21 protein-coding genes and 1 pseudogene are annotated in these 21,904 nt (G+C 47.4%); 12 read left to right on the top strand and 10 right to left on the bottom strand.

Annotated features, from left to right (window positions below; all coding sequences use genetic code 11):
- Positions 1 to 4 precede the first annotated feature (4 nt).
- Positions 5 to 1,042: an alpha/beta hydrolase family protein gene (locus tag AC1DYT_RS16135; protein WP_477470604.1), complete on the top strand. Its 1,038-nt coding sequence runs from the start codon at positions 5 to 7 to the stop codon at positions 1,040 to 1,042.
- Between the two features lie 224 nt (positions 1,043 to 1,266).
- On the opposite strand, the gene AC1DYT_RS16130 is transcribed toward AC1DYT_RS16135, so the two are convergent.
- Entirely contained in the window at positions 1,267 to 2,199 is a 933-nt protein-coding gene (locus AC1DYT_RS16130; RefSeq protein WP_477470603.1) for an AraC family transcriptional regulator, read from the bottom strand.
- Positions 2,200 to 2,357: 158 nt separating this feature from the next.
- Here AC1DYT_RS16130 and AC1DYT_RS16125 point away from each other — a divergent pair, with 158 nt between their 5' ends.
- Positions 2,358 to 3,860: an aldehyde dehydrogenase family protein gene (locus AC1DYT_RS16125; protein WP_477470602.1), complete on the top strand. Its 1,503-nt coding sequence runs from the start codon at positions 2,358 to 2,360 to the stop codon at positions 3,858 to 3,860.
- 94 nt (positions 3,861 to 3,954) lie between these two features.
- Complete coding sequence (locus AC1DYT_RS16120) at positions 3,955 to 4,329, top strand: DUF779 domain-containing protein (protein WP_477470601.1); 375 nt, start codon at positions 3,955 to 3,957, stop codon at positions 4,327 to 4,329.
- A 74-nt stretch (positions 4,330 to 4,403) separates the two neighbouring features.
- Here AC1DYT_RS16120 and AC1DYT_RS16115 read toward each other — a convergent pair whose 3' ends face one another.
- Positions 4,404 to 4,868 (bottom strand): DUF6265 family protein, encoded by a 465-nt coding sequence (locus AC1DYT_RS16115; RefSeq protein WP_477470600.1) that lies wholly within the window; start codon positions 4,866 to 4,868, stop codon positions 4,404 to 4,406.
- A gap of 149 nt (positions 4,869 to 5,017) precedes the next feature.
- On the opposite strand from AC1DYT_RS16115, the gene AC1DYT_RS16110 reads away from it, so the two are divergent.
- Entirely contained in the window at positions 5,018 to 6,682 is a 1,665-nt protein-coding gene (locus AC1DYT_RS16110; RefSeq protein ID WP_477470599.1) for an ATP-binding protein, read from the top strand.
- A gap of 26 nt (positions 6,683 to 6,708) precedes the next feature.
- Here the strand turns inward: AC1DYT_RS16110 and AC1DYT_RS16105 are convergent, their stop codons facing one another.
- On the bottom strand, positions 6,709 to 8,064 hold the full coding sequence (locus AC1DYT_RS16105) for an APC family permease (RefSeq protein ID WP_477470598.1): 1,356 nt from the start codon (positions 8,062 to 8,064) through the stop codon (positions 6,709 to 6,711).
- A gap of 163 nt (positions 8,065 to 8,227) precedes the next feature.
- Positions 8,228 to 9,382: a hypothetical protein gene (locus tag AC1DYT_RS16100; protein WP_477470597.1), complete on the bottom strand. Its 1,155-nt coding sequence runs from the start codon at positions 9,380 to 9,382 to the stop codon at positions 8,228 to 8,230.
- 121 nt (positions 9,383 to 9,503) lie between these two features.
- Here AC1DYT_RS16100 and AC1DYT_RS16095 point away from each other — a divergent pair, with 121 nt between their 5' ends.
- The 5 genes and pseudogenes from AC1DYT_RS16095 (at position 9,504) to AC1DYT_RS16075 (ending at position 12,264) form a co-directional block, all read left to right on the top strand.
- A complete protein-coding gene (locus tag AC1DYT_RS16095) occupies positions 9,504 to 10,241 on the top strand; it encodes a DUF5020 family protein (RefSeq protein ID WP_477470596.1) in 738 nt (245 codons plus the stop codon).
- Positions 10,242 to 10,619: 378 nt separating this feature from the next.
- Positions 10,620 to 11,043: pseudogene (locus AC1DYT_RS16090) on the top strand (secondary thiamine-phosphate synthase enzyme YjbQ).
- Positions 11,044 to 11,132: 89 nt separating this feature from the next.
- Positions 11,133 to 11,540: a pentapeptide repeat-containing protein gene (locus tag AC1DYT_RS16085; protein ID WP_477470595.1), complete on the top strand. Its 408-nt coding sequence runs from the start codon at positions 11,133 to 11,135 to the stop codon at positions 11,538 to 11,540.
- A gap of 59 nt (positions 11,541 to 11,599) precedes the next feature.
- Positions 11,600 to 11,842, top strand: coding sequence for a MoaD/ThiS family protein (locus tag AC1DYT_RS16080; RefSeq protein ID WP_477470655.1), 243 nt, complete (start codon positions 11,600 to 11,602; stop codon positions 11,840 to 11,842).
- Between the two features lie 2 nt (positions 11,843 to 11,844).
- Positions 11,845 to 12,264 carry a molybdenum cofactor biosynthesis protein MoaE gene (locus AC1DYT_RS16075; protein ID WP_477470594.1) on the top strand — a complete coding sequence of 140 codons (420 nt, stop codon included), beginning with the start codon at positions 11,845 to 11,847 and terminating at the stop codon, positions 12,262 to 12,264.
- An 84-nt stretch (positions 12,265 to 12,348) separates the two neighbouring features.
- Here AC1DYT_RS16075 and AC1DYT_RS16070 read toward each other — a convergent pair whose 3' ends face one another.
- The 4 genes from AC1DYT_RS16070 to AC1DYT_RS16055 form a co-directional block, all read right to left on the bottom strand.
- Positions 12,349 to 13,266: a ribonuclease Z gene (locus tag AC1DYT_RS16070; RefSeq protein WP_477470593.1), complete on the bottom strand. Its 918-nt coding sequence runs from the start codon at positions 13,264 to 13,266 to the stop codon at positions 12,349 to 12,351.
- 18 nt (positions 13,267 to 13,284) lie between these two features.
- Positions 13,285 to 13,662, bottom strand: coding sequence for an STAS domain-containing protein (locus AC1DYT_RS16065; protein WP_477458261.1), 378 nt, complete (start codon positions 13,660 to 13,662; stop codon positions 13,285 to 13,287).
- A 52-nt stretch (positions 13,663 to 13,714) separates the two neighbouring features.
- Positions 13,715 to 14,659 carry a phosphoribosylaminoimidazolesuccinocarboxamide synthase gene (locus AC1DYT_RS16060; protein ID WP_477470592.1) on the bottom strand — a complete coding sequence of 315 codons (945 nt, stop codon included), beginning with the start codon at positions 14,657 to 14,659 and terminating at the stop codon, positions 13,715 to 13,717.
- Positions 14,660 to 14,801: 142 nt separating this feature from the next.
- Positions 14,802 to 15,767 (bottom strand): PhoH family protein, encoded by a 966-nt coding sequence (locus tag AC1DYT_RS16055; protein WP_477470591.1) that lies wholly within the window; start codon positions 15,765 to 15,767, stop codon positions 14,802 to 14,804.
- 102 nt (positions 15,768 to 15,869) lie between these two features.
- On the opposite strand from AC1DYT_RS16055, the gene AC1DYT_RS16050 reads away from it, so the two are divergent.
- Positions 15,870 to 16,646, top strand: coding sequence for an SAM hydrolase/SAM-dependent halogenase family protein (locus AC1DYT_RS16050; protein ID WP_477470590.1), 777 nt, complete (start codon positions 15,870 to 15,872; stop codon positions 16,644 to 16,646).
- Positions 16,647 to 16,693: 47 nt separating this feature from the next.
- Here the strand turns inward: AC1DYT_RS16050 and AC1DYT_RS16045 are convergent, their stop codons facing one another.
- The gene (locus AC1DYT_RS16045) at positions 16,694 to 17,482 is read right to left on the bottom strand and encodes a hypothetical protein (protein ID WP_477470589.1); all 789 of its coding nucleotides are present in this window, start codon (positions 17,480 to 17,482) and stop codon (positions 16,694 to 16,696) included.
- 190 nt (positions 17,483 to 17,672) lie between these two features.
- Between AC1DYT_RS16045 and AC1DYT_RS16040 the strand changes: the two genes are divergently transcribed.
- The gene (locus tag AC1DYT_RS16040; RefSeq protein ID WP_477470588.1) at positions 17,673 to 19,508 is read left to right on the top strand and encodes an ABC transporter ATP-binding protein; all 1,836 of its coding nucleotides are present in this window, start codon (positions 17,673 to 17,675) and stop codon (positions 19,506 to 19,508) included.
- Positions 19,509 to 19,620: 112 nt separating this feature from the next.
- Positions 19,621 to 21,021 (top strand): MBL fold metallo-hydrolase, encoded by a 1,401-nt coding sequence (locus AC1DYT_RS16035; RefSeq protein WP_477470587.1) that lies wholly within the window; start codon positions 19,621 to 19,623, stop codon positions 21,019 to 21,021.
- 136 nt (positions 21,022 to 21,157) lie between these two features.
- On the opposite strand, the gene AC1DYT_RS16030 is transcribed toward AC1DYT_RS16035, so the two are convergent.
- Complete coding sequence (locus tag AC1DYT_RS16030; RefSeq protein ID WP_477470586.1) at positions 21,158 to 21,871, bottom strand: tRNA1(Val) (adenine(37)-N6)-methyltransferase; 714 nt, start codon at positions 21,869 to 21,871, stop codon at positions 21,158 to 21,160.
- Positions 21,872 to 21,904 lie beyond the last annotated feature (33 nt).

Genomic DNA, 21,904 nt, shown 5'->3' with positions numbered 1-21,904 from the left:
CTTTATGAAACATACAGCCTCGCATAAAAACATCATAACCATCATAGCGCTCCTGTTACCCCTGTTTGCAAGCGCGCAGCTAAAAATAGGCCAGCGCACCATCAGGTTTAATGATACCGCCCGGCAACGCCCGCTGGTTACCGAAATTTGGTACCCTACCGATGACAGCCGCGAACCTTTTGTTATCCCCCACTACCCTTTTGTGCATATCTCCACTATACGTGATGCCAAACTCCCGGAGGGCAAACATCCGCTTATCATGCTGTCCCACGGCACGGGCGGCGGCCGCATCACGCTGGAGTGGCTGGCCGATGCACTGGTGCAGAAAGGTTTCATCGTGGCATCGGTGGATCATTGGGGCAACACCTACGATAATAAGATAGCCATTAACTTCGTAACCCCATGGCAGCGCCCGCAGGACGTTAGCTTCGTGCTCACGGGCTTATTGCAGGATAAAGATTTCGGCAGCGTGATAGATACCGGTCGTATCGGCGCGGCGGGTTTCTCCATCGGCGGTTATACGGTGATTGCCCTTGCCGGCGGAAAACTTGATCTCGACGCATTAGACAAATTCACCAAGACAACTGAAGGCAAAAAAGAGATCACCTTGCCCGAGTTCCCAAACCTGGCCAACCAAATAGACGATAAAGCGGTAGCAGCATCATTCCGCAACAGTCCCGATCTGATGGATAGGCGCATCAAAGCCTTCTTCGCCATTTGCCCGGCCATAGGCCAGGGTTTTATCAGCAGGCAGCAGCTAAAACGCGTAACCGCCCCCATGTATATCGTAGGCGCGCAAAGTGATAGCATTGCCCCCGTTATCACCAACGCCAAAACTTTCCATAAACTGATACCAAAAAGTAAGTTGCTCACCATCCCCGGAAAAACCGGTCATTACGTTTTCCTAAACGAAGGCTCGGCAGAGATGAAGCCAACGGGCGGGATATACTTCAACGATGATGCGTCGGTGGACCGTAAGGCCATCCATCAACAGGTTGGGGATGTGGCTGCGAAGTTTTTTGTGGGGGTGTTGAAGCATTGAGGGTGAGTAGGTGATTACCGGAGCGGCCATAACCCCATCGTCTTTGCGAGGAGCAGCGGTGGGCTGAGAAGTGGGGCGACGTGGACAACCGACCGAAGGGAGCTCATTAATTCCTTTAAAAACAATAAAATACATTAATAATCATCGGTAGGCAGAGCCGCTCTGCTCGTTCGACCTGCGTGCCGATGATTGCCGCGCTTCGCTCGCAATGACGTTGTGGAGAATTAATTCAGTGTCGTCAGCTTCACCCTCAGCTTATACTGGCTCGGCGTTATCCCCTCCACTTTGTGGAAGGCGCGGCTAAAATAGTTGAGGTTATTAAAACCTGCTTTAAAGCACGCTTCGGAGATACTGTTATAAGGGCTATTCAGCAATTGTTTGGCAAATTGCAGGCGCTCTTTAATGATGTAGTCAACCGGCGATACACCCATTTCGTGCTTAAAGGCTCGGAAGAAGCTTGCCTTGCTCATAAAGGCCATGCGGCAAAGGGCATCTATGCTTAGTTTGCTGGTAAGGTTATTTTTGATGTATTCCAGTACGTAAGCAAAACGGTTGCCGGCGGCCAGTTCGTGGGCGCTATCCTTCACCTCGTGAAAATTCTGCATCTGCATAATGCGGATGAGCAGTTCCTTCAGCGTAAGGTTGGCCAACACATCTTTGGTGAGCGCATCGCCGGTGCTGATGCGGATGAGCTTATTGATGAGTTGCGCCAGTTCGTAATTATTAAAAAAGTGGAACTGGTTGTAGTTGAGCTGCCAGGCGCGGCTATCCTCGCGCGGGTAATTCTCGTTCAAAAAATCGAGCGTGTCCAGTATCTCCTGCTGGTTGATAGCCAGGGCCGTGCATTGCGATGGCTGGCTGGCCGATGCCTCGGGGAAATCAATGGTCATGGTGATGTTGGGCGGTACAATTACCGTTTCGCCGGGCAGGTAATCAAAACCGGGCTTATCAAACAAGTGCATCACCTTTTTGCCCCGCAGCATGCTGGTGATTACCAGATCGCTAAAAGTTAAAGGCACCAGTTCGCTCCGCTGAAAGGTTTCGAAAACGTTCAGTTCGCAATGGTTCATGGTATAGGCCTTGCGGTTCTCTACCAGCGTATGCAGTTCTTTTCCGTTAGACAGGCTCAGCGGAGACAGCAAATTCCTGTTGGGCATTGGCTTATGAATTGGTAATTAAAAGTAAGGCTATTTAAACTCCCCTGCAACCGCTAAAAATATTTTGACACCATTGTGCTATCAATTGATAGCATCGTGCAAATGCCCAATGGCCTGCCCGGCTACCTTAGCCCAACCAATTAAAACAAAAAATATTTATGAGCACCAATGCTAAACCATCCTTTAAGGATAAGTACGAGAATTTTATTGGCGGCAAGTTCGTCCCGCCCGTCAAAGGAGAATATTTTGATAACATATCGCCAATTGATGGCAAGGTGTTTACGCAGGCCGCCCGCTCTACCAAAGAGGATATCGAGCTGGCGCTTGATGCCGCGCACGAAGCCTTCAAAACCTGGGGCAAAACATCTGCAGCCTACCGCGCAGGCGTGCTCAACAAAATTGCCGATACCATCGAAGCTAACTTAGATTACCTGGCCGTGGTAGAAGCTATTGACAATGGCAAGGCCATCCGCGAAACCAAGAACGCCGACCTGCCGCTGGTGATTGACCATTTCCGCTATTTTGCCGGCGTTATCCGCGCCGAAGAAGGTGGCATATCCGAACACGATGAGTTCACTGTATCCATCGTACTGAGCGAACCGCTTGGCGTAGTGGGCCAGATTATCCCCTGGAACTTCCCGTTGCTGATGGCTACCTGGAAGATTGCCCCTGCCCTTGCCGCGGGCAACTGCTGCGTGGTAAAACCTGCCGAGCAAACGCCAACTTCCATTATGATTTTGATGGATCTGATAAAAGATATCCTGCCCGCAGGCGTGCTCAACATCGTGACAGGCTTCGGGCCGGAGGCGGGTAAGCCTTTGGCTCAATCTCCGCGCATAGCCAAAGTATCCTTTACCGGTGAAACTACTACCGGCCGATTAATTATGCAGTACGCATCAGAAAACCTTATCCCGGTTACCATGGAGCTGGGGGGCAAATCGCCCAACATCTTCTTCGAGTCGGTTGCCGATAAAGATGATGAGTTTTTTGATAAAGCTATAGAAGGTGCGGTGATGTTTGCCTTAAACCAGGGCGAAGTTTGTACCTGCCCATCTCGGATTTTGGTGCACGAGAATATTTACGACAAATTCATGTCGAGAGTTATAGAGCGCACCAACGCCATCAAAATGGGCGATCCCTTGGACGATAGCACCATGATGGGCGCGCAGGCAAGTAACGACCAGTACGAAAAAATACAATCGTACCTTAAGATAGGCAAGGAAGAGGGCGCCGAGGTGCTTTGCGGCGGCGAGGTAAAAAATCTGGACGGCGAACTGAACGGGGGCTATTATATACAGCCTACCCTGTTCAAGGGCAATAACAAAATGCGCATCTTCCAGGAGGAGATATTTGGCCCGGTTGCCTGCGTTACCACTTTCAAAACTACCGAAGAGGCCATAACCATTGCCAACGACACCATGTACGGTTTAGGTGCCGGCGTGTGGACCCGCGACGCACACGAAATTTACCAGGTACCGCGAGCAATACAGGCCGGGCGGGTGTGGGTAAATAATTACCACGCCTACCCTGCCCACGCGCCTTTCGGTGGTTACAAAAAATCGGGCTTCGGGCGCGAGAACCACAAGATGATGCTGGAGCATTATCGCCAAACCAAAAATATGCTCATCTCTTACAACAAAAATAAGTTAGGGTTCTTTTAGGATTAAAAAAGGCTGAAATTTCGACCAAAAAGGTGGCTATTATTGAAAATTCACGGAAATAAACGCAAGTAATTTTGCCCAAAAAACCGGATAAATGGTAAAAAGAGTATTGGTATCATCGGAAGCATCCGCCCTTATTGCCGACCTGAAAAATCGCTTCGGCGAGCTGATGTTTCACCAAAGCGGTGGCTGCTGCGATGGTTCATCGCCCATGTGTTTCGAAAAGGGCGATTTTAAACTTGGCGCTGCCGATGTGAAATTAGGCGAGATTGATAGCTGCGAATTTTGGATGAGTAAAGATCAGTTCGAATATTGGAAACACACGCAACTAACGGTTACTATCACCAAAGGCCGGGGCTCCAGTTTTTCTATCGAGATACCCACCGGGAATAGGTTCCTGATACAGTCGCGCTTGTTTACCGATGCAGAATTGGCAGATTTGGAGCCCGTTGAATTTATTGAAGAGTAAAGCTTTATTTTAGTCGAAAGCTCGGTTTGCGCAAGCTCCGGGCTTTTTTATATTAATATTAGCAAGCACCCGGCCTAATCTTTGGCCTTCACGAATAAGTAATCTATTGCTTTGCCGTTACCGGATATGGTGGCTTTCAGCTTATCACCATTGAGCGTGTAGGTAATAACCTTCGGGAAGTCGTGTTCCGGATTTTCGCATATAAAGCTGTTATCTGTCAGTTGGGTAAGCTTAAAATAAACCGGCTTCTCGTTCTCTGCTACATCGGCCACGTAATAGATAAAGTGGTCTTTCAGTATTAGGGTGGTTTTTTCGGTTATGGTGGTGTCGCCGGCTTTTATACGTGCGCCTATGCCCTTCATCTCGGTGATGGATACCCGCTCCCAGCTTTCGTAGCCCGATGTACCAGGCCTTGCGTTGGTACGTATCCATTTACCCACTAGCCAGTTAAGTTTGCTCATATCAGGTTCAGCAGGGTTGCGTTGGGCAAAACAGGCAATGGCCGGTAATAACATCATCAAAGTGAGCAGCTTACGCATGGTGTATTATGATTTGTATCAAATATACAAGGTATTTATCAAAAACACAGCCTTATCGGTCACTGGGTAAACTTCTGCCTGCCCGTTTTTTTAAATCTATAGTAAATATTAGTAATATTGTAGGTATCTATAAATTGGGCTGAGATCGTATGAGCAACATACCCGCAAACATACAAGCCGACATTGATGCCGTAAACAAAATCCCTATCGTAGAATCGATATTGGAGGTTGTTTGCCGAAGCACCGGCATGGGCTTTGCGGCCATAGCACGGGTGACAGAGGACCGCTGGATAGCCTGTTGCGTGCGCGACGAGATTTCTTTCGGCCTCGAGCCCGGCGGCGAACTGATATTGGAGACCACTATTTGCGACGAGATTAGGCAGAGCCACGAGGCCGTCATCATAGACCATGTAGATTTAGACGACACCTTCCGGAATCACCATACCCCAGCTAAGTATGGTTTCCAAAGCTATATCTCGGTGCCCATCCTTTTAAAAGATGGCAGCTTTTTCGGTACGCTTTGCGCTATCGACCCCAAGCCCGCTGTACTGAATACGCCGCAAACAACAGGCATGTTCAAGCTCTTTGCCGAGCTTATCTCCTTGCACCTGCACGAGGCAGATAAACTCTCCATATCCGAAGAACGGCTGATGGAAGAGCACCGTAACTCGATACTTAAAGACAGCCTAAACCACGAACTGGAAACCGCCAACCGCGAGCTTAACCTGATACAGGGCAACCTGGAGAACGTGATAAGTAAGCTGATGGACAGCGAAGAACGCCTTAAGCAAGCCATAAACACCGGGCGCATGGGCACCTGGAGCATCGACCCGGAAACTTACAAGGTAACCATGTCGGCCTTTATCAGGGATATGTTCGGCTTCCCGCAGGATGGGGAGGTACTAATGGAAGATATTATGAACGCCATCCATCCCGAGTACCACCAGATGCTGAACGATGTACTGAGGAACGCCATAGAGAAGGGCAAAAGCAGCGATACCGAATACAGTATCATCAACCAGCAAACCGGCGAGGTAAAATGGGTGCGTGCTACCGGCAAGGTTTTTAAGGCAACCGATGGCAAACCTGCCGAATACTCGGGCCTGTTCATGGATATTACCGAACGCAAGCTGGATGACCTGCGTAAGAACGATTTTATAGGCATGGTGAGCCATGAGCTGAAAACGCCGCTAACCACCCTTAGCGCCTATGTACAAATGCTGGAGTCGAAAGCAAAAAAAACCGACGACGCGTTTACTGCCGGCGCGCTGGATAAAGCAAACAACCAGATAAAAAAGATGACTGCCATCATCAACGGCTTCCTCAACATTTCCAGGCTGGATGCAGGCAAGATTATCCTTAACAAGCAAAAATTCGAGATTAACCAACTGGCCTTAGATATGGTAATTGAGGCTAAGCTCGCCATATCTAAACATCACATAACGTTCATACCCTGCGAGGCCGTTACCCTTAATGCAGACAGGGACAAAATAGGCAGCGTGATAAGCAACCTGCTCAGCAACGCCGTTAAATATTCGCCCCGGGGCGAAGCTGTAGAAGTTGCGTGCAGCACCGATGGCAGCACCCTTACCCTGAGCGTACGCGACGAAGGAATGGGCATAAAACCGCAGCACCTGGATAAATTGTTCGATCGTTTTTACAGGGTAGAAACCAAGCACACCCAGCACATCAGCGGTTTCGGTATCGGGCTTTATCTCAGTGCCGAGATCGTGCAGCGTCACAATGGCAAAATTTGGGTAGAAAGCGAAGTGGGCAAGGGCTCTACCTTTTATTTTAGTTTGCCGCTTGCCTAACCGGACACACTAATTCTGAAAATTCTTTAATCCTGCAAATTCTGATTCAGACGGAACGGCCATTCCTTGTTTACTTTAGCTTTTATGAAGTACGCTATAGTACCTGTTGCGATAGCCACCAGACCGCCTAATACCATGTGCAGGCCGGTTGATACCAATATGCCTAACCATATCAGTATGGCGAGATACACCGGTAGCGGGAACAAGGGCATCTTATAAGGGAATTGCCCGGTTTTGCGGGCCTTACGCAATAGCAACAGCCCAACGGCCTGCGCTATGAATTGGGTGAGGATACGCATAGCCAGGATGGCGTGTATCACATCTACCAGTTTCAGCTGCAGGCTGAACAGGAACGCGATGCCGCCAAGCACCAGCAATGATACATATGGGAAGTTTTTGGTGGGATGCAGCCTGCCGAATACTTTGAAAAACGCGCCATCGGCGGCGGCGGCATAAGGAATACGGCTATAACCCAGCGTAGCCGAAAATACCGAGGAAAAAGCCACCAGCAATATAAGGCAGGTAACTACTTTGGCGGCTGTAGTGCCCATCAACAATTGCATGAATTCGCTCACCACAAATTTGCTGCCCATGGCCTGCTGCCAGGGTATAACGCTCACCACGCTTACGTTCATCAGCATATATAAAACTGCAATACCGGCTATGGATAAGAACATGCTTCGCGGTATGTTGCGGGTTGGGTTGATGATTTCGCCACCCAGATGGCAAACATTATAGTACCCCAGGTAACTGTAAACACTTTTTACACTGGCAAAGCCAATTGCCGCCACAAAACCATAATTAAGGTTGATACCATCGTTTATATGGGCTATAGGGTGCAGGAAATTGCCATGCACTATGCCGCCGAAGATTATCCAAAGCATGGTAACCAGCACACCCACCCAAAGTACTATGCTTATTTTGCCTATAGCTTCTATTTTGCGGTAAAGCAGTATCACGATGCATATTACCACCCCGCCGCTCATGATCTTGCTTTGCATGGCCGATAACGGCAACAGGTACGAAAAATATTCGGCGAAGCCGATAGCCGCCGAGGCTATAACCAGTGGGGCCTGTATCATGGTTTGCCACACAAACAAAAAGCTCATCAATTTGCCCAGTTTGGTTTTGCCGTAAGTTTCTTTAAGGAAGTTGTAAGATCCGCCCGCCATGGGGAAAGCTGCGCCAAGTTCGCTCCAAACCATGGCATCAACAAAAGAGAGCAGCGCACCCGCCAGCCAGGCGTATAAAAACCAGGGGCCGTTCATGGTGGCTATAACCATAGGCAGGGTAATAAAGGGCCCTATGCCTACCATATCCGTCATGTTTATGGCTGTTGCCTGTGCCAGGCCCAGGCGGCGTACAAGTGATTTTTCAGCCATGCGATATATCTATCGCAAAAATAAATTTATTAAACCAAGCGGTATAATTTATTGGGTCAGTGGTTTGTAAAGGTTAATTTGGTGAGTTCTTAATTTAGTGAGCGGTGAAATGTAACCCGGGTTATCAACCTGGTGGGTTATGCTACCGACTATAAGTTGAGCATCACTCGCAAGCGATGCCCTCCAGCGTGAATTTTTTCACCCTTACCGGCGCAATGGGCGTTTTATCCACCCGCCCCTTTAGTGCAAAAATAGCAATGTAACGGGGCTCTATCCCCAGCTCTTTCACAGCAAGTTCTTTAAAGGCTGCGTTAGAGCCTGCTCCACCGGCGTAAAGCAGCCGGTATTGGTTGCCTTGCTTTTCTATCCGGATGGCGGTATTCTTCAAATTGTTCAATACGCCGGGGCTTCGGGTGGTGCTGTCCAGCGTCAACACGGTACTATGGATAAACTCTTCGGGCTTGCCCTCTTTGGCGGGGGTTGATATGGCTTGCACCAAAATTTCGGCAGGTTTGGTAAAACCACCAAAAAAATCATTAAAAGCCAGGGAAATACGCATGCTGGGGCTATTGAGGGTAGTATCGTTCAGTAACAATAAACCGGCCTGCTGCCATTCGCCGCCCGGTATAAAATCTTCCATCTGCAGCTCGGCAATAAAACAACCAGGCGGCAACGGCCGTATCAGCAGGTTCTTTATCAACGGTTTTGCAGCACTATCAGGCCAGTTATCGCCGGGCAGAGTAAAAAGGGTAAGCGCGTTGGGGAAATCGCCGCGCCGGCTCCAGTAGTTTTCCTCTTTATTAAGCACCTGCCAACCCTGGGCCATGAGGGCGTTTTCGCTCAAATCCTCAAATTTTTCGGTAAAGGTTACGGGCTTATTGCGCTGATACCAGGTGTATCCGGCCAATAAGAGTACCAATGCGGCCAATACCGGCCTGATCCACCCGAAGCTGCGGGGCTTAATAACCGGTGCAATGGCCTTGGCCAAGTGTCTTTCGCGATACAAAAACCAGTATGGGTGGTGCGCTTCGGTGTTCTTGCGGTCAATTTCATTCGTGTAGGGTGCCTTCAGCACATAGCGGGCAAGCGTATCCAACGAGGCCACAGAGGGATTTTCTTTTCCCTTTTTATTCAACACGAAAATGGAATAGTTCTTAAGCGTGCGCCAGCCAACGGTGAGGCCGGTGCAATCCAGCAGTTGCTGCTGAAAAAGCTTACCCTCGGTTTCGGTTAGAGGTTGCGCAAGCGAAACGCCAAAGCATCGTGAATGCGCCTCGCGGTATAACAGCGAAAACACAGCTAATTCAGGTTCTTCCATATAACGATAGGTAGCAGCAAATATACAATTCCGTTAGGTTTCCGCTCGGTTACCGCACAAAATAGTTACGATGCGCGAGTTTTGCCCCATGCAATATCGCATTCATTAATATTACTTGTAGATGAAATCTTTATGTTTTTTCATTTTCCTGCATTTATCGGTTTTTGCGGCGGCCCAACAGCTGCAATTGCACTACGATGCACGGCACACGCTAAACCCTCAGCGTAACACCAAAAATTACCCTACCCTGTATTTCGAATATTTTAAAACCCCGGATACGGGTAAAAGCGTAATAAAGCCCGGCTCCTTCCTGCTCAAACTGCAAGCCGATTTCATAGGCGACAAAAACAACATGGGCAAATACTATATGCAGGTTTCGCAGGAGCTGCGGTTTTGGCGACCAAAGATATTCATCAACCTGCAGTACAGCGGCGGATTAGGCATTACCACGCCAAGGCAGTACAGCTATTACATCGTCAATACGTATTCGGCAGGTGTAAGCTATCCCTTTAAAATAGGCAATGCTTACCTCAGCAGTGTACTCAATTACCGCTACACGCCCTACGCAAAACCCAGCAACGATTTTTTATACACACTGTACTTTTACAAGGGCCTTTTTAATTACCGCGCCGAATTTGCCGGCAGCGCATCGATATGGACCGAAAATAAATACCATGGCGATGGTGCTACGCCCGCCCTACCCGGCAAGCGCTTTTACTTATATGCCGAGCCACAGTTTTGGTACCGCTTAAAAGGAGGGCTGTACATGGGCACCAAGCTTAATACCTATTATCATGTAAACACTGCAGATGATGTATTGGAGCTTTACCCCACCCTTGCAGTGAAATTAAAGCTCTGATTTATTACGTAGCCTGTTGCATATCTGCGCTTGCATCCGTTATATAGATGAAACAGCCGGGATTCGCCTATTTGTTAAGTGGTAGGCGAAAGGGCATCTCGCGCGGGGTGCTTCAAAATATTGAGTTAAGTGATTTTGACCGGCTGTTTTTTTTAATGTAAAAGCCCGCGCTTGCGCAACGGGCTTGGCTTTTATAAGATCAGTATAATAGCGCTAAAGATTATGTGTCTTGATGGATGGTTAAAATGTATATAAAATCCATAGATTTTATATACATTACAAATGTAATATATAGGCCGTCTGCAAGCAAGTTATTTTTTGTTTTTTTGCTGATATTGCCTGCCAGGAACTTCTGTCTGAAAGCAGTGTTAATTTAAGATGAAAATATACCAGCAAAGCCTGCACCTGAGGCCCTATCGACGGGGCTTCCATATCATTACATCCGAAGTGGTAAACGCTATGCCGCAACTTACCGAATTCAAAACCGGGATATGCCAGGTGTTCATTCAGCATACTTCTGCGTCGCTTAGCATCAACGAGAATGCCGACCCAACCGTTCGGCAGGATTTTGAGATGTATTTCAACAAGGCCGTACCCGAGGACGACCCCGACTACCGGCACGACGACGAAGGCAGCGACGATATGCCCGCCCACCTTAAAGCCGCTATGCTGGGCTGCTCGCTTACTATCCCGATCCGCAACGGCAGACTGGCATTGGGAACCTGGCAGGGCATTTACCTTTGCGAACACCGTAACCACGGCGGGGCAACGCAGCCTGATGATAACCGCCTGGGGGGAATAAATACGTCATATAACGCCCGTTTTTTGTCGCAATCAGCACTTAGCGGTTTATTGTTTATTGCCGATATTCGAGTATTAAACTATAATTCTATGCAAACCCTGGATATTATAAACGACGCAAAGAAACTAAATGTAGAAGAAGCCAACCTAACCGGTTCTACCATCAGGATGGCCTGCCTTAATGATACTACGATGAACGATGTATCGGCTACCGGGATGAAGATAACCAACGCTAACCTAAGCGATTTGGAAATAGAGGGCGCGCAACTCGGCGGGGCGTTTATACATAACATCGGCATGCCGCCTAAGGGGCACCCCAATCACGATCCGAATGCGAAACAACGCCCCCTGAGGTTTGAAGATTGCGACCTGAACGGCAGCACAATAGTTAATTGCGACCTAAGCAATACAGCTATCAGCGATTGCGATACTACCGGCATGACGATTAACGGTATATTAGTTGATGATTTGCTGGCTGCATACCGGGCCGGGGAATAAGTGTTTCCTTCGATAAATTCTGATTGGATGAGGCCGGATAATCGCATATTTGTAAGGTGATGAAAATAGAGATACTGGCATTCGGCATAGCTAAGGATATATTTGGCGCGAGCACACTAAACGTGGACCTGCCCGGAGATGCCAGCACGGGCGATTTGAAAGCCCGGTTAGAGCACGCCTATCCCCGCCTAAAGCAGTTGGCCAGCTATATGGTTGCCGTAAATAACGAATATGCACAAGATACCCTGGTGCTGACCGAAAGGGACGAGGTAGCTATAATACCACCTGTAAGCGGAGGATAAGCATGGATACCCAAGTAAAAATTCTCTCCGAGCCTTTGGATATCAAGGCCTGCATCGATTGGGTGATGTCGCCACAATCGGGCGGGATTGATGTTTTTATAGGCACCGTTCGCAATGCTACCAAAGGCAAGCCCGTAGTTAAGCTGGAATTTGAAGCCTATATACCTATGGCAATCAGCGAGATAAATAAAATAATTCAACAAGCACTTGAACGCTGGCCGATACAGAAGGTGCTGGTACACCACCGCACGGGCGTATTGCAAGTGGGCGAAGTGCCTGTAGTTATTGCCGTATCTGCCGCGCACCGCGATGCCGCTTTCGAAGCCTGCCGCTATATCATCGATACCCTTAAGCAAACGGTCCCCATCTGGAAGAAAGAATTTTTTGAGGATGGCGAAGTATGGGTAGCGGCGCATCCTTGAGGAGATTGGGAAAAGTTAGAAAAGTTATAAGAGTTGGGAATGAACGTGTGCAACTAAGATTTCCCCATTATCCACTCACCTGTTTTACTCCGATATAACGAAAGTTTTCCCTTCTGTGGCCAGCTCTGTATTGGGGAACAGGCTTTGGGCTTCGTCCAGCAGTTCGTTAAGGGTTTTGTACCGTGCCGAAAAATGGCCGATGATGAGTTTAGTTGCGTTGGTTTTTAACGCTACATCTGCAGCCTGCAGAGCGGTAGTGTGGTGGGTAATAGCGGCCCTATCCAGCATATCATTCAAAAAAGTAGCTTCGTGGTATAGTAAATCAGCAGAAGCTATCTGCGCGAAGTATCTTGGGTTATAAAGCGTATCTGAACAGTAGGCATATGATTTGGGCGCATCAGAATCGATAGTGAGCGTATCGTTTTTGTAGATGGTGCCATCCGGGGCCTCATAATCGCGGCCTTTTTTTAATGAAGTGTAATAAGGCACCGGTATACCAAGCTCCTCTACTTTCTCTTTAATGAGCTTGCGCTGTCGCTTCTTTTGCCTAAACAGGAAGCCCGTAGTGGTGATGCGGTGATCCAGCGGGATGGTTTCTACGGTAATATCCTGATTATCCAGTATCACCATCGGCTTCTCGTCAGATGTAAAAACGTATTCCAACGGGTAGTGCAGCGTAGTTTCCGAATATTTTAGCTGAAGGTCGATGATTTCTTTAAGTGCAGGCGGGCAAAAAAGCTTCATGGGCTTTTTGCGGCCGTTGAGGTGCATGGACGATAGCAGGCCCACCAACCCCAGGTAGTGATCACCGTGCAAGTGGCTGATGAAAATATAATCTATCCGACTGGCTTTTACATCGAACCGCAGCATTTGTTGCTGCGTCCCTTCGGCACAATCAACAAGGTACAGTTTCTCGTTGATGTTGAGTACCTGGGCCGTTGGGTTACGGTTGAATATGGGAGTTGCAGAGCTGCTGCCCAGTATTGTTACTTCGAATTTCATACCGGGCGCCGCAAAAAATTACCTGATTTCTCTTTTCAATTCTTTTTCTATCTCCTCTATAAAAATAAGGTCGATAGCTTCTTCGCAGGTAGGCACTACGGATAGTACATTATCCAGTTGCGAAATGGTTACCAAACGGGCCACAGCATCGTTAAGGCCGGCCAAAATGAAAGAACCATTTGCGTTTTTGCAAAGGCGGTGGCCAACCAATAAGCTGCTTAAGCCCGATGAATCGGCAAATTTTACTTGCGATAGGTCGAGCACGATATTGCGCTGRCCCTCAGTATTGATCAGTATCAGCTCAGATTTAAGCTGCGGCGTAATCAGCGAGTTCAGTTTTGATTCGTTAAGCTTAATAAGGATATATTTCTCGTGCTTATCAACCGTATATTTCATTTTAGGATAATTAGAAAGCTAAGATATAACTTTTATCTTCAATTAAAAAAAATTACAACGCTGCCAATGCGGTGTTGATATGCCGCTCTACCCTTTGCAAAACATCCTCGTCGCCGGGTTTCTCAAATGCTTCGCCGGTAATTTGCTGATATAGTTCGATATACCTTTCAGAGATGGAAAGCACTATCTCGCGCGTCATTTCTGGCACCGTTTGCCCATCTTTGCCCTGGAAACCGTTCTCTATGAGCCACCTGCGTACGAATTCTTTGGAAAGCTGTTTCTGCGGCTCGTTGTTCGCCTGGCGTTCCTGATAGCCATCGCTATAAAAATAGCGCGATGAATCGGGCGTGTGTATCTCGTCTATCAGGTAAATGGTATCGCCCACTTTGCCAAACTCGTATTTCGTATCAACCAATATAAGCCCCTGCCCTGCCGCAATCTCGGTACCGCGGGCAAAAAGCCGGCGGGTGTAATCCTCCAGTTGCACATAGTCTGCCTCGCTTACGATGCCTTTGGCTAAAATATCCTCGCGCGAGATATCCTCATCGTGCCCTACCGATGCTTTGGTAGTTGGGGTGATGATGGGCTCGGGCAGAATGTCGTTTTCCTTCAAGCCTTCGGGAAGCGTAACGCCGCAAACCTGTCGTTTGCCCAAAGCATATTCGCGGGCCGAGTGGCCGGCCAGGTAGCCGCGTATCACCATCTCTACCTTAAAAGGCTCGCAAATGCGGCCGATGGTAACGCTTGGGTCGGGTACGCTTACTACCCAGTTGGGCACGATATCCGCTGTGGCTTTTAAAAATTTAGCAGCGATTTGATTAAGCACCTGCCCTTTGTATGGGATAGGCTCTGGCAATACTACATCGAATGCCGAGATCCTGTCGGTAACCACCATAGCCAGGTATTTATCGGCAATGGTGTATACATCGCGCACCTTGCCTTTATAGAAGGCCGTTTGCCCTTCGAAATTGAAATGTGTTTCTTTTATAGCGTTCATGTTTTAGATATGAGATGTGAGATATGAGATGTGAGACAAACCTCGTTTGTCGCCAACTCCAATCATCACAGCTAAATTCTACAATACAGATGTTAAACGAGATTGAGCTAATCTCAAATCTCATATCTAACATCTCAAATCTCTACTGTATATCCCCGTAAGCTTCCAGTATCCTTCGTACCAATTTGTGCCTTACTACGTCTTCGCCGCTTAGGTAAACGATATCGATACCTTTGATGTCGGTTAAAATGCGCAGGGCGGTGTACAGGCCCGATTGCTGTTTCTTGGGTAAATCTATCTGGGTTACGTCGCCGGTTACGATAAATTTGGCCGATGGCCCCATACGGGTAAGGAACATCTTCAGCTGCATATCGGTGGCGTTTTGTGCCTCATCCAATATCACAAAGCAATTATCCAGCGTACGGCCGCGCATAAAGGCCAGGGGTGCAATCTCAATGGTGCGGTTCTCCAGGTACAGTTTCAGCTTTTCGGCGGGTATCATATCGTCCAGCGCATCGTATAAAGGGCGCAGGTACGGGTCGATTTTTTCTTTCAGGTCGCCCGGCAAAAAGCCCAGGTTCTCCCCTGCTTCTACAGCCGGCCTGGTTAGGATAATACGTTTTATCTCTTTGTTTTTGAGCGCACGCACGGCAAGGGCAACCGCGGTGTAGGTTTTACCGGTACCTGCAGGGCCAATGGCAAAAAGGATATCGTTTTTGCCGATACCATCAACCATGCGGTGCTGATTGGTAGTGCGGGCACGTACCATTACACCGTTCGGCCCAAACACCAATACCTCGCCGCTGGCAAATTTATCTGCTGCGGCAGGCTCACCGGTTGATGATGCAGGCTTAGGCTTAGCACCCAAAATGCGCTCCACATCAATTGCGTTAAGGCTTTCGTATTTCTCCAGGTGCTGCACCAGCCGGTCGAACTTATCCTGGAACAGTGCCAGTTCGGCTTCATCGCCCAAAACCTTTACATCGCTGCCGCGCGCAACTATTTTAAGCTTAGGGTATTGCTTCTTAAGTATCTCGAAATGATCGTTATTCGGGCCCCACAATACCGCGGGGTTTACTTGCTCGATAGATAGTTTTAGCTCGTTCAATACTAATTGATTTTTTCGGTTGCAGATTTTTATGAATTAAAAATTTAATATTTGCACCTTTAAATGCTCACACAAGATTAGCAATAAATATTTATAAAATTAATGGCGATTATAACTTTAACTACCGATCTGGGCGATAAAGATATTTATCAGGCTGCCCTTAAAGGTAGTATTTTAAAGTTGTTGCCAACAGTAAACATCGTAGATATTACTAACAATGTGTCGGCTTTCAACGTGCAGCAGGCGGCATTCATCCTCAAAAACAGCTTCTACTATTTCCCCGATGATACGGTGCACCTCATTGGTATAGATACCGTTTACAACAACGCCACCCGGTACCTGGCCGTGCGCTATAAGAACCACTTTTTTGTGGGGGCAGATAACGGCATCTTCTCGCTGATGTTTGATACTGAGCCACAGGAGATTGTAGAAATCAACATTATGCAGGACCTTAAATTCCTGCACTTTCCGCTTGCAGATATCTTCGTAAAAGCGGCCTGCCACCTGGCCAAAGGGGGCAAACTGGCCGAGATAGGCCTGCCGGTAAGCGATGTGGAAAACAAAACCAACCTGCACCCGGTTATCGATAGTAATCTGATACGCGGGGTGGTCATCTATATCGATTCGTTCCAGAATGTGATTACCAATATCACCAAGGAGTTTTTTAACCGCGTGCAGCAGGGCCGCCGTTTCGTGCTCTCGTTTAAGCGCAACGAAACCATTACCCACCTCAGCTGGCATTACAACGAAGTACCCGAAGGCGAAAAGCTTTGCCTCTTCGGCATCAGCGACCACCTGGAGATTGCGATAAACAAAGGCAACGCCAGCGGGTTGTTGGGTTTGAATGTTGGGGATAGCGTGATTATTGAGTTTAGGTAGAGGAATAATTTCACGCAAAGGCGGTTAGGCGCAAAGAGCAAATTTTGTCAACTGTAATAATCTAATATCTTCCCTTGATAGCCTTCTAATCTTTTCCGGAGCTCAACAATGTCATAAAATAATTGATCAGCTACACGATAATGACAAGCTGAACTGCTCCTTCTATAATTAGAATCGGTCTTTTCTTCGGAGTCTTCTCTTAAATTTTCCTCCCTTATATCTACAAGTTCTAATGTTGCTTGTTCCTGGTAGTCATTAGGCAATTCGAAATCAGTAACAACACTGTCCTGATACCGATTGAAAGGATTATCCGGGTATTCTTTATCGAGGCATATTGCCTTAAGGACTGTCAATAAGTATGTCAAATAACACTTGTAGACAGTATTCGACAAGAGCGTATAACGTCCATCGTAATTTTCCGGATCCTTTAAATTGTTGTGGTATACAAATGAATAAATCTGATTACCATATACCCAACACATAGATTTACCGCGAGCATCAAAAATTTCCTCGAAACCGTAGAAAGAGTAGATGTCATCAGCCTCATCTTTTTTGAAATACCCCATTTCATCCAGATTACTCAGCCAATCTAAAATGATTCCCAAGTAGGTCGCGGTCGCATAATTTTCCAAATCTTCTAAAGCAAAAAGTATCTTAGATAATTCTAAAGACTCAATCACCTGGTTATTCTTGTAAATACTTCTACCCATTTCCTCCTTTTGCGCATTTAAATATTCAGAAAATGAAGGTTTAAATAGTTGATCATTTAAAGCCGTAACTAAATTAAACCGAATTTTCTCGGCATTTAATTTATATGCACAGCAGTATACTCCCATTGTTTAAATTAATAAGCAAGCAATTTCATAAAATTAATTGGCATCCAAAGCCTTTTTTTTCTTTGCGTCTTCGCGCCTTTGCGTGAGATTAATTCACCCCACTCCTCACAGTTTCGTCAATTTTGACCTTGCTCACTTTTTATCATTAATAAACCCTTAGTTTTGCAGGTTGATAATCATAAACTGATACATGGCAAGAGGACGATTGAATAGTGGCAGCAAAGCAGAAGCTGAATTACCTAAAGCGAAGATAAATAAGCAAAGCCTGCGTAACATTGGCAGGCTGCTTAGCTACATAAAACCTTACAGGGCAAAATTTATAGGCGGCTTGTCGTTTCTTGTTTTATCCAGTCTTGTAGGCCTTGCGTTTCCCGGTTTTTTTGGCGCATTGGTAGATGCCGCGCAGGGAGTACAGCGTTATAAATTTATCCCTGCCGATCTTACTACCATTGGCGAGATAGCTATCGTAGTTTTATTTATTCAGGGCTTCGTATCGTTCTTCCGCATTACCTGGTTCGTACAGGTGGCGGAGAACGCACTCGCAACCCTAAGGCGCGATACTTATTTTAAGCTGATCACCCTTCCCATGAATTTCTTTGCCAACCGCCGCGTTGGTGAGCTAAACAGCCGCATATCTGCCGACCTTTCTCAAATACAGGATACCCTTACCACCACCTTTGCCGAGATAATCAGGCAACTCATCATCATGATTGGTGGTATTACGTTGCTGGCTATCGTATCGCTAAAACTAACCGCTGCCTTGCTTATTGTATTGCCTTTTTTAATTGGTATAGCTATATTCTTCGGTAAATTCATCCGTGCATTATCGCGCCAGGCGCAAGACCAGTTGGCCGAATCAAACACCATTGTAGAAGAGACCCTGCAGGGCATCGCGAATGTAAAAGCTTTCGTGAATGAAGCTTTTGAAGCCGGGCGCTACCAAAAAAATTTACAACAAGTGGTGAATATCGCGGTGAAAGGGGCAAAATATCGCGGCCTTTTTGGTGCGTTTATTGTTTTCTGTTTGTTCGGCACCGTATTTTGTGAGGTATGGTACGGCTCATATCTGGTATCTATCCACGATAACGGGATGACCTTTGGTAAACTTATCACATTTATTATCTACGCTGCCTTCATTAGCGCTGCTATGGGTAGCCTGCCCGACTTATACGCCAACCTGCAAAAGGCAATCGGCGCTACCGAACGGGTGTTTGAAATTTTAGACGAGACCGGCGAGGATATCTCCATGAATAAAATTGATAACGATATCAAACAGAAAATCCACGGCAACCTATCTTTCTCTGACGTGCAATTCGCCTACCCTTCCCGTTCGGAGCTTACCGTTTTGAATGGTATTTCTTTCGATGCTGAGGCTGGGCAAAAAGTGGCCATTGTAGGTCCGAGCGGTTCGGGAAAATCTACCATGGCGGCATTGATATTGCAGTTCTACCATCCGCAAAGCGGCACGATATTGTTTGATGGACGCCCGGCCGATGAATTTGCCCTGACCGATATCCGCAACCAGGTGGCTATAGTGCCGCAGGATGTATTGCTTTTTGGCGGTACCATTATGGAGAATATTGCCTACGGCAAGCTGAATGCCAGTAAGGAGGAGATTATACAAGCCGCCAAACGCGCCAATGCCGATCAGTTCATCACCTCCTTCCCCGAGGCTTATGAAACTGTTGTTGGCGAGCGCGGCGTAAAACTTTCGGGCGGGCAGCGCCAAAGGATAGCCATCGCACGTGCATTGTTAAAAAATCCTGCTATATTGATCCTCGATGAGGCAACCTCGTCTTTAGACTCCGAGTCGGAGCGTTTGGTGCAGGAGGCTTTGGAAGAACTGATGAAAGGTCGTACGTCAATCATTATCGCGCACCGCCTCTCCACCATCCGCGAAGCGGATAAGATAATCGTACTGGAGAAAGGGCACATCATCGAAAGCGGCACCCACCAGCAACTGGTAGCCAACGAGCAGGGCCTTTACAGGTACCTGAGCCAGTTGCAGTATGAAGTTAGTTCATAGCTTATGGTTCATAGTTAATGGTAGCTCAATATCAGGCGTTTTTGTTACTACAAACCATCAACTATGAACAATCGGCTATGAACTATGAACAATCAACTATGAACTAAGAAGAATGAAACTAACCATACACGGGGCGGCCCGGCAGGTAACCGGCAGCATGCATTTATTGCAGGTTGGCCAATATAAGATACTGATTGATTGCGGGCTCGACTACGAGAAGGACCATAATATACAGGTTAACGAGGATTTCGGCTTCGACCCGGAGAAGATAGATGTGGTAGTGCTCACCCATGCGCATATCGACCACTCGGGTAACCTGCCTACGCTGGTGCGCATGGGTTTCAGCGGGCAGATTTTATGCACGCCCCCCACTGCCGACCTTACCGAACTGTTGCTGATAGACTCCGTCAATATTTTTTTAAGCAAAGCCAACAAGGGCAGGCACAGCCGTAAACGCCATAAACACAGCAGCGGCAACGGCCCGCAACCATTGTACCTGCAAAAACATGTGATGGATACGGTGGAGCGTTTTGTTACCATTGGCTATAATCGTCCGTTCCGCATCAACGGGGAAATAGAACTTACTTTTATACAGGCAGGGCACTTATTAGGTGCTGCGGCCGCAGTTTTTAAAGTGACAGAAGATGGCGTGGAGAAGTCCATTGCCTTCACAGGCGATATAGGCCGCAAAAACTACCCCGTACTAAACGACCCTGAACCCCTGCCACAGGTAGATTACATCGTAAGCGAGGCTACCTACGGCGGCCGCATGCACACCAAGGGCAAAAGCGTAGAAGAAACCTTGGTGGAAACCATCGATAAAGTATGTATCAAAGAGCAGGGGCGGTTGATTATCCCGGCATTTAGTATCGGGCGCACGCAGTCGTTGGTTTTTGCTTTGAATAAGATATTCAGCAGCGGACTACTGCCGCCGGTTGCCATTTTTGTGGATAGCCCCATGGCTACCCGCGCTACGGAGATATTCCGCAAGCATCACAGCCAGGTAAACCCCGAGGCGCAGGAGTTCTACAACCGCCAGGGCGATGAGTTCGAGTTCGATAACCTCACCTATGTGGAAACACTTAAGGACAGCCGCCAGGTATCTAACTATTACGAGCCTTGTATAATCATCTCCTCGGCAGGCATGCTGGAGGGTGGCCGCATACAGGACCACCTGTTTTATAATATCCAGAATTATTACTGCACCATATTATTCATAGGCTATTGCGCCAAGGGCACTTTAGGCTACCGCCTGCTGCGCGGCGACCCTATCGTACACATTAAAGACCGCGACCTGTCCGTTTACGCCACCATCAAAAAAACAGATGTACTAAGCGCCCACGGCGATCATGAAGACCTGATGAATAACATCATGCAACAGGATGTTGATAAGCTAAAGGGTGTATTCTTAGTACACGGCGAACAGGTAAGCATGCAGGCATTGGCGGATGCACTGGAGCCGGAGGGTTATAAGGTAACGATACCGGAGAAAAGTGTGGTTTACGAGTTGTAGAATATCTGAACTCGAATTTGCTTTTTGTCTGAACTCGAATTTTATGGAATTAGAGGAATTTATAGAATTAACTTTTTGTATGCACAATAATTCTGTGAATTCATAAAATTCGTTTAATTCGAGTTCAGACAATCTTCTAAAATATCGTCAAAAACCCCCTCAATGCATTCTGATACCCCTCCGAATACACCTTCGGCGCATCATAAATAACAAATTCATCTTCATCCACAATTTTCTTGTGCCTGCCAATGGTAAGCAATTCGCGGTGTGGTATCGATTCGGCGAAGGATTTTATGCTGATGGTGCTTTGCACATGCAGCTCGTTTTCCGGCAATAGCACTTTTACCAGGTTGGCGGTTTCCAATGGCAATATCATGCTGCATAGGCCATCCGAGGTTAAGTGCCCGGCGACGCATTTTATCAATCTTTCAAAAAAAGCATCATCGGCATGTCGCGCCAAATTCCTCGTCGCCCAGGGCGAATTGAGTGAGTTTATAAAGAATGGCGGGTTGCTTACGATAAGGTCATACTTCACATTGGGATAGCTTTCGAAATACGTTTCGAATCCAGAAGCAAATAAATTCAGCCGATCGGCAAAGGCTGATGCTCTGAAGTTTCCATTAGCCGTTTGCGCCGCGCCTGCATCTATCTCAACGGCATCTATCTGTGCATCAGCAAATCGTTGCGCCAGCATCAGGGCAATAACACCTGTTCCGGTGCCGATGTCAAGAATGCTTTGGGGCTTATCAGGAGTGGCCAAAGCGCCCAGCAAAACGCCATCTGTGTTTACCTTCATGGCGCAACCGGCCTGGTCAACGTCGAACTGCTTAAATTTAAATATATCTGCCAATTTAGATCAGGGTAGCCGTTAATTAAATATAGT

The organism is Mucilaginibacter sp. P1_D10 (genome assembly GCF_056406215.1).
Note: the sequence above shows the minus strand (reverse complement) of the source record. Positions and strands in the feature narration are given on the sequence as shown.